This window comes from Streptococcus danieliae (assembly GCF_025447695.1).
GTDB lineage: Bacteria > Bacillota > Bacilli > Lactobacillales > Streptococcaceae > Streptococcus > Streptococcus danieliae.
Map to the genome: position 1 here is coordinate 1 of NZ_JAOBSU010000081.1, position 7,913 is coordinate 7,913.

A 7,913-nucleotide genomic window follows, 5' to 3' on the forward strand; every position below is an offset into this window, starting at 1 on the left:
AAGTGATAGATAAACTACAAGAAGTGATTCAAAATTTGCATTGGTCTGATCTAAAATCTATTGTCCATAGAGAATGGCTTTTTTCAGATTTTGAATTTCAATGAGTATAAAATGCTTTCCCACTTAAGCTAGAAGGTCTGGTTAAAGGAAAAACGCTGTGGGGAAAGCACTCCCACACAACGTTTCATCACTTATTCTTAAAGCACGGCATCCCGCATTTTATAGCCAACCCCTCGAACAGTCTCGATGTAACTAGCCTGGCCTGGAACATCAATTTTACTGCGAAGATAGCGGATATAAACATCCACGATATTGGTACCAGACGGGTTCTCGTATTTCCAAATCCGCTCCAACAGCTCTTCCCGGCTAAGGGCACTGGAACTAGCCATCAGGGTCACTAGCAGATCATACTCGCGGCGGGTTAGGGCTAGCGGCTCCCCATTGCGGTAAACCAAATGGTTTACCAAATCAACCGTCAGATGGCGATGCTTGGTTATTTTTTGCATTTGGCTGCAATGTTTGTCAATAAAATCCCGCCCTCTAAATATAGAGGCAATTTGCTCCAACAAAATCGATGCCACAAAGGGCTTCACGGCTGCTAAGACCGCATAACGTTGGATGAGTTCCTGCTGCAGCTGCAGATCCTCGGGACTAGCCAAGGCAATCAACACCGCTGCAGGCCGAACCTGTTCCAAGGTTTTGAAAAAGGCTTGATTGACTTCCAGGCCGGCTTGAAGGTCAAAAAGAAATAAGTCAATCGCTCTGGTAGCTGCTAATTCAAGAGCCTCCTGCTGGTCTTCAAGCCACTGAACTTCATATCCAGCAGACTCCAACTCAAGGCTGAGGAAACGAGCCAAGTGGCAGTCCTGTTCAATTAGTACAATACGTTTCCCCATAAGACCTCCTTATTCTTCAGAATACCAAGAGTAGTGATAGATTCCTTCTTTATCTTTTCGTTCATAAGTATGGGCACCGAAGTAATCCCGTTGAGCTTGAATCAAGTTGGCTGGTAAATCAGCAGCTCGATAGCTATCGTAATAGTTAATCGCGCTCGCAAAGGTTGGAACTGGGACTCCGTGCTGGATCGCCAAGGCTACAACCTCACGCACCGCAGCTTGATAATCTGCAGTCACTTGACGGAAATAGTCATTCAAGAGAAGATTTGGTAGATCAGCATCTTCCTTGTAGGCATCTGTAATTGTTTGCAAGAAACGAGCACGGATAATACATCCTGCACGCCAGATCGATGCAATCTCCCCAAATGGTAGATTCCAATTCTCTTCCTTACTAGCCACGCGCAATTGTGCGAAACCTTGTGCGTACGACATAATTTTTGAGAAGTAAAGGGCCTTACGGATTTTCTCAATCAACTCTGCCCGATCCCCTTCATAAGCTAGCGCAGAAGGTCCTGCTAGAACTTTGCTAGCTGCTAAACGCTCTTCCTTGTAGGTCGAGATATAACGTGCAAACACAGATTCTGTAATCAAGGGGAGTGGAACTCCAAGATCCAGAGCGGATTGACTGGTCCACTTACCTGTTCCCTTGTTACCAGCTGCATCCAAAATATAATCAACAATTGGTCCATCTTGACCTTGGTCATCCTTGCGGCGAAGAATATCGGCTGTGATTTCAATCAGATAGGAATCCAATTCTCCTTGGTTCCACTCGGTGAAAATATCAGCCATCTCTTCTGCAGACAAACCAAGCAGACCTTTCATAAGGTCATAACTTTCAGCAATCAATTGCATGTCCCCATACTCAATTCCGTTGTGGACCATTTTTACATAGTGACCGGCACCATTTGGACCAATATAAGTCACACAAGGAGCGCCATCTTCAGGCGCCTTGGCAGAAATTTCTTCCAAAACATCAGCAACCAATTCATAGGCCTCTTTTTGACCACCTGGCATGATGGATGGCCCTTCCAAGGCTCCCTTTTCACCACCAGAAACACCTGTTCCGATAAAGTTAATGCCAGAATCTGCTAGCTCCTCATTCCGACGAATGGTATCTTTGTAGAAGGTGTTTCCTCCATCAATAAGGATATCCCCTTTGTCCAAGTAAGGAAGGAGCGCTTGAATAGTCGCGTCCGTACCTGCACCCGCCTGAACCATCAACATAATGCGACGTGGTTTTTCAATCGATGCCACAAATGATTCCACATCATAGCTCGGCACAAAATTCTTATCGGGATGGCTTGCAATAACATCCTCTGTCTTTTCTTTACTACGGTTATAAATAGCAACCGTATAGCCACGAGACTCAATATTGAGCGCTAAATTGCGTCCCATAACAGCCATACCAACAACACCAAAATTTGCTTTTGACATGAGTTTCTCCTTAAACTATTTGCTTCCATTATACCACCTAAAAAAATCTTCTGCAATTTTTCGAAAACGACAAAAAAGAGGCTGGGACAAAAGTCTAGCCTCTCTCTTTATGATTAGCAAAATACCTTTGACGCAGTAGTTGATTGGGTCTAACAGCATTATATGCTGTTAGAGAGTACCAAATCTTGTTTGCGAAGCAAACTCCACTCGTTCGCCTTTTAGGCTCCGAACCTGACCTAATCAACCTTGCGGGGTTGAAAAGGTTCGGGGAACCTTTTCAACCCGAGCCAAGGAATAAGAAAGCGAATAAACTAAATTTTTTCAAATTTAGTTCTGTCCCACTCCCAAATAAGGGTCAATCTTCTGTAAATAGGTCTTGAAGAGAAGCAAAAGGACTATTCTCTTTCTTGGCCTCAGCCTGCTGCTGAAGATAATCTTCCTCTGAGAGAACCTGCCAGGATTGCCCCTGAGGCATACTTGCTTCCGTTTCTTCTTCTGGTGTCAGAACTTTGAGCGGAATTTCTAACAAGATATTGTCTGCGACACTGTCTTCCAGACTAATCCCCTCTCCCTCAATCGGTAGTAAATATAGGGCTTCCTCATCGCTCAAGGCAGAAGCTTCTTCAGAATCTCCAAAAACCTCTGTAATCAGACGATTTTCTTCAAGGACCACAGGCTCTAAACTTCGACTAGAGGCCAGTGTAATCTCATAGGACAACTGGTAGTCTAGGAAATAGAGTCCTTTTTCATAAGTCACTTTCCCAACGGCCCGCAAGTGCTGTAAATCCAAAATCTCTGGATTCCGCTCCTGAAGGGATTTCAATAAATCTAGTTCTTGGTCAAAGCTAAGGCCATCCGGCTGACGGCGAATTTCTTGTAAATGAAACATGGTTCTCCTTACATTTCTTCCAAACGAGCAATCCGTTCAGGAATCGGTGGGTGGGTGTAGAACAGCCACTGGAGGCTGCTGGTCTTACGAGGTTCATTGATGTAGAGTGCCGCACTGGCATCATCTACGGGACGCTTGCTAGCTGGTCCCCCTTCTAGTTTTTGAAGGGCGGAAATCATCCCTTTGGGATTGCGTGTCAATTCCACACTGGAAGCATCTGCCAAAAACTCCCGCTGACGGGAAATGGCTAGCTGCACCAAGGTTGCTGCCAAGGGGGCCAAGACAATCGCCAACAAGGACAAGAGAAGAAAAATCACATTGGCAGCTCCCTGTTGGTTCTCATCAGAGGACGAACGCCGACGGCCACCCATACTGTACCAGAGATTTCTCCCAGCTATATTGGATAACATGGTCACCGCACTGGTCAAGGCCACAGCAATAGTCGAAATGCGAATATCATAATTACGGATGTGACTGACTTCATGGCCCATCACCGCTTCTAACTCTTGACGGTTCATCATATTTAACAAACCTGTCGTCGCAGCAACGGCAGCATTTTTGGGATTGGAACCTGTTGCAAAGGCATTAGGGGACGGATCTTGAACCACATAGACCCGTGGCATGGGAATCTGCGCCACTAACGCCATATCTTCCACAATATGGTAGTAGTCTGGATAATCCTTCTCCTGAATCTCCCGGGCTCCGTTCATATACATGACCATTTCCGTCGCTTGGAAAATCATGCTCAGAGCATAGATACCACCAATGATAAAGGCTGTTAAAACACCGCCCCAGACATTCCCCAACCAGAGATAACCAACTGCAGCTCCCATCAAAGCCAAGAGGAGAAAAAAGACAAAGAGCAGTACCCAAGTACGCCTTTTATTACTTGCAATTTGGTCAAATAACATGTCAGTCTCCTAGCCCATTGCTTCCAAAATCAATTTTCGGAACTGCCTTTTCTGCTTCAGGAATTTGTAGGAAGTCCTCTGGTTGAAAATGGAAAAAGTTGGCAATAATATTGGTCGGAACCGTCTCTAATTTTGTGTTGTATTTAGCGGTTACACTGTTATAGAGCTGCCGTGAGTAGGCTATTTTATTTTCTGTATTGGTCAATTCCTCTTGTAGCTGCAAGTAGTTCGTATTGGCTTTCAAATCTGGGTAATTCTCTGCAATCGCAAAAACACCTGACACCTGACGACTAAGTGCATCACTGGCTGCCATAGCCTCAGCTGGACTCGCCGCTTGCTGAACCTGGGTGCGGAGGCTAGTAATTTTATCCAGGGTAGACTGTTCGTACTTACCATAGCCTTTCACCGTTTCAATCAAATTCGGAATTAAATCATTACGGCGCTTTAATTGTACATCGATCTGACTCCAAGCTTCCTGGGTCTGCATACGGGCACGAATCAGGCCATTATAAGCCACCACTCCAAAAATAAGTAGGACAATCAAAATTCCAATAATAAGCAACATTTAGCGACATCCTTCCTTCTATAAAGCTAGTACTAGTATATCAAAATTAGGGGTAAATGTGTTAGAATAAAGGGAAAGAGGGAGGGGTTATGAAACCAGAATTATTCTACCAAAAACTTGAAGAACAGGGATTTTCTCTGACGGAAAAACAAAAGCAACAATTTGAAGATTACTATAAATTACTAGTTGAATGGAATCAAAAAATCAATCTTACAGCCATCACGGAAAAAAACGAAGTCTACCTCAAGCACTTCTATGACTCCTTGGCTCCTGTCCTCATGGGCGAGATTACCAATCAGCCCCTAGAGCTACTTGATATCGGAGCGGGAGCTGGTTTTCCGAGTCTACCTATGAAAATTTTACTACCTGAACTAGAGGTCACCATTATTGACTCGCTCAATAAACGTATCCAGTTCCTAGAGCTGCTGGCTGACAAACTTCAGCTAGACAAGGTTCACTTTATCCATGGCCGTGCCGAAGATTTAGGGCAGGACAAGACCTACCGGGCCCACTTTGATATCGTCACCGCCCGAGCAGTCGCGCGACTTCCTATCCTTGCAGAATTGACAATTCCCTTTCTCAAAATCGGTGGTCGCCTCCAAGCCCTCAAAGCCAGCGATGCACAAGAAGAGATCCAGGAAGCCCAAAACGCTTTAACCAGCCTTTTCACCAAGCTTGTTCAATCTCAAAACTACCAACTGCCCAATGGCGATCCCCGTACCTTAACAACCTTGGAAAAACGCAAAGAAACGCCTAACAAATATCCACGCAAGGCCGGGATTCCCAACAAACGCCCCTTATAGAAGAAAAAAGACAGAAATTGCAACTTCTGTCTTTTCTTTTCGAATAAATAAAGTAAAGAGGGACTTCCTTACGGATTCATATTCACCCGGTGCCATTCATTAATAACATAAGCCAATTGTCCGACCTGGTAAAGACCAACACCACTAATTTCCGTAGAAGCTGTTGTGGTCCCACCTAGACCAGCGGTATAAAGAGCTACCAAATAAGGCGTCTCCTCATAAACAACCGCATTCACATTCAAGGCTTCATTGACATAGCCTGGTTTTTGATCAATTTTAAGACCTGGTAAGAGACTCTTGTAGTACTCGCCTGGGAAAGATTCACCCGTCAAGCGTAGAATCTCAGAATATTTTTTCTGGTCCTTCCAGAGGTGCTCCAATACCTGGATGAAGTAATCCGTTGTGGTTTTGTTTTGTAAGGAGATCGTTTTAATCTCAGCAGACTTGGAGGTTCCATAACGGTCATACATGCTATAAACCTTATCCATTCCCCCCAAGCGTTCCGCTAGCGCATAGGCTGGGGTATTTTCAGAATAAACAAGAGAATACACCTGCATATCTGGGATCGTCATCATCCCACCAAAAGCAGCCACATAGTTGTCATGCTCCCCCTGGTATTCATATTGGGTATTAGTGATATCGAATTCATCTTCGAGACTTAATTTCCCCTTGGCCACTTCATCCATAACCAACATATTGAGCGGAAGCTTGTAAGTGGAACCCGCTGTCATCGGCTGAGTATCATTAAAGGAGAAACGTTCATTACTGTTAATATTTTTATAGGAAAAAGCAACCTGTGAATGATCAATCCCATACTCGTCCATATAAGCTTTAACCGTGTCCTCTAATGACAAATTCGCATAATCATAGTAGAGGCCATAGCTATTCATCGTATCCTCATCCTCGGCCATGACTTTTTGCTTGGCAGCCTTACTTTTATTGGTTGGAACTACCTTTTCTTCTTCAGTCTCTTGTTCCTTTTTTTCCTCTTGTTTCTTCCCAGTTATTTGACCAACCATTTGGGAAAATAAATTAGAGTCGGAATTTGATCCTGCCACAAAGACAGCAGCAATAAAGGCTAGAGAGGCTAGCCCAATCAATAATCCAACAATCCACTTACTATACTTCTTCATAATTCCTCACCTTATAAAATTTCAACTCATATATTATAAGACATCTAAAATTAAAAAACAATAGGAAACAAAAAAGTTCGAGTGGGAAAACTCGAACTTTTTTCTTAAGCCATAGCAGGATCTAATACTTCACCAATGGCAGCTAGACGCTCAACAACCTCTGCCTCTGTCAAACCATTCTCCGAAACATAACGGTTACGAGGATGAACACGACATTCGTGGCTGCATCCACGAAGGTATTTATCTTCATTCTCAACTGAAGTCAAGATGCGACGATTACAGAAAGGATTTCCACAGTTTACATAACGTTCACATGGAGTTCCATCAAACCAATCTTTTCCGACCACAACTGGATTTACATGGTTGATGTCAACAGCAATCCGCTCATCGAAAACGTACATTTTTCCATCCCAAAGCTCTCCTTGAACTTCTGGATCTTTTCCATATGTTGCGATTCCTCCGTGAAGCTGACCAACATCTTTGTAACCCTCACGAACCATCCAACCAGAGAATTTCTCACAACGAACACCACCGGTACAGTAAACAACCACCCGTTTATCCATAAATTCTTCCTTATGGTCCCGAACCCATTGTGGCAATTCACGGAAATTACGGATATCTGGACGAATAGCACCTCGGAAATGACCCAAATCGTACTCGTAGTCATTTCGGGTATCCAAAACAATCGTATCCTCATCCAAAAGCGCTTCTTTAAATTCTTTTGGTGATAGGTAAGCTCCGGTTGTTTCAAGCGGATTGATATCCGCATCAAAATCATTGTCCTCTAGACCAAGGTGAACAATCTCTTTTTTATAACGAACAAACATCTTTTTAAAAGCTTGCTCTTCTTCTAAGTCAATTTTAAACCAAAGATCTTCCATTCCTGGTAGTGAGTGAACATAGTCCATATACTTCTGAGTTGTTTCAAAGTCACCAGAAACGGTCCCGTTGATCCCCTCATCCGCTACCAAAATCCGACCTTTCAGACCAATCGACTTACAAAAGGCCAAGTGGTCTTTGGTAAACTGTTCCGCATTTTCAATCGGAACATACTTGTAATACAATAGAACACGAATATCTTTTGCCATAAGATTTCATTCTCCTTTAAACTAACATTTGAATTTCAAATTCAATCCATTATAACTTGAAATGAAGGAAAACCCAAGGGTTTTTACTTAAAAGCAAGAAAAAAAGCCCCGAAGGGCAAGAACTCCGCCAGTAGGACTCGAACCTACGACATCATGATTAACAGTCATGCGCTACTACCAACTGAGCTATGGCG

8 protein-coding genes and 1 tRNA gene are annotated in these 7,913 nt (G+C 43.6%); 1 reads left to right on the forward strand and 8 read right to left on the reverse strand.

All coding sequences use genetic code 11. From position 1 onward, the window contains the following. Positions 1-197: 197 nt before the first annotated feature. The 5 genes from N4310_RS06430 to N4310_RS06450 all read right to left on the reverse strand — a co-directional run bounded on the left by N4310_RS06430 (position 198) and on the right by N4310_RS06450 (position 4,695). Positions 198-896, reverse strand: a complete 699-nt coding sequence (locus tag N4310_RS06430; protein ID WP_262092526.1) for a winged helix-turn-helix transcriptional regulator — start codon at positions 894-896, stop codon at positions 198-200. A 9-nt stretch (positions 897-905) separates the two neighbouring features. Next, positions 906-2,330: an NADP-dependent phosphogluconate dehydrogenase gene (gene gndA, locus N4310_RS06435; RefSeq protein WP_262092527.1), complete on the reverse strand. Its 1,425-nt coding sequence runs from the start codon at positions 2,328-2,330 to the stop codon at positions 906-908. 355 nt (positions 2,331-2,685) lie between these two features. After that, positions 2,686-3,219, reverse strand: a complete 534-nt coding sequence (locus N4310_RS06440) for a DUF177 domain-containing protein (RefSeq protein WP_262092528.1) — start codon at positions 3,217-3,219, stop codon at positions 2,686-2,688. Positions 3,220-3,227: 8 nt separating this feature from the next. Further along, positions 3,228-4,130 (reverse strand): zinc metalloprotease HtpX, encoded by a 903-nt coding sequence (gene htpX, locus N4310_RS06445; protein WP_262092529.1) that lies wholly within the window; start codon positions 4,128-4,130, stop codon positions 3,228-3,230. A gap of 1 nt (position 4,131) precedes the next feature. Next, positions 4,132-4,695, reverse strand: coding sequence for a LemA family protein (locus N4310_RS06450; RefSeq protein ID WP_160333274.1), 564 nt, complete (start codon positions 4,693-4,695; stop codon positions 4,132-4,134). A gap of 89 nt (positions 4,696-4,784) precedes the next feature. On the opposite strand from N4310_RS06450, the gene rsmG reads away from it, so the two are divergent. Next, positions 4,785-5,498: a 16S rRNA (guanine(527)-N(7))-methyltransferase RsmG gene (rsmG, locus tag N4310_RS06455; RefSeq protein ID WP_160333275.1), complete on the forward strand. Its 714-nt coding sequence runs from the start codon at positions 4,785-4,787 to the stop codon at positions 5,496-5,498. Between the two features lie 68 nt (positions 5,499-5,566). Here the strand turns inward: rsmG and N4310_RS06460 are convergent, their stop codons facing one another. From N4310_RS06460 to N4310_RS06470, 3 genes are all read right to left on the reverse strand, one after another. Then, positions 5,567-6,631 (reverse strand): serine hydrolase, encoded by a 1,065-nt coding sequence (locus tag N4310_RS06460; protein WP_262092530.1) that lies wholly within the window; start codon positions 6,629-6,631, stop codon positions 5,567-5,569. 104 nt (positions 6,632-6,735) lie between these two features. Next, the gene (gene trhO, locus N4310_RS06465) at positions 6,736-7,719 is read right to left on the reverse strand and encodes an oxygen-dependent tRNA uridine(34) hydroxylase TrhO (protein ID WP_262092531.1); all 984 of its coding nucleotides are present in this window, start codon (positions 7,717-7,719) and stop codon (positions 6,736-6,738) included. A gap of 122 nt (positions 7,720-7,841) precedes the next feature. Further along, a tRNA-Asn gene (locus N4310_RS06470) sits at positions 7,842-7,913 on the reverse strand.

Excerpts from the sequence above, each read along its gene's own strand:
- N4310_RS06430 (WP_262092526.1), bottom strand. The coding sequence starts at position 896 with ATGGGGAAACGTATTGTACTAATTGAACAGGACTGCCACTTGGCTCGT.
- gndA (WP_262092527.1), bottom strand. The coding sequence starts at position 2,330 with ATGTCAAAAGCAAATTTTGGTGTTGTTGGTATGGCTGTTATGGGACGC.
- N4310_RS06440 (WP_262092528.1), bottom strand. The coding sequence starts at position 3,219 with ATGTTTCATTTACAAGAAATTCGCCGTCAGCCGGATGGCCTTAGCTTT.
- htpX (WP_262092529.1), bottom strand. The coding sequence starts at position 4,130 with ATGTTATTTGACCAAATTGCAAGTAATAAAAGGCGTACTTGGGTACTG.
- N4310_RS06450 (WP_160333274.1), bottom strand. The coding sequence starts at position 4,695 with ATGTTGCTTATTATTGGAATTTTGATTGTCCTACTTATTTTTGGAGTG.
- rsmG (WP_160333275.1), top strand. The coding sequence starts at position 4,785 with ATGAAACCAGAATTATTCTACCAAAAACTTGAAGAACAGGGATTTTCT.
- N4310_RS06460 (WP_262092530.1), bottom strand. The coding sequence starts at position 6,631 with ATGAAGAAGTATAGTAAGTGGATTGTTGGATTATTGATTGGGCTAGCC.
- trhO (WP_262092531.1), bottom strand. The coding sequence starts at position 7,719 with ATGGCAAAAGATATTCGTGTTCTATTGTATTACAAGTATGTTCCGATT.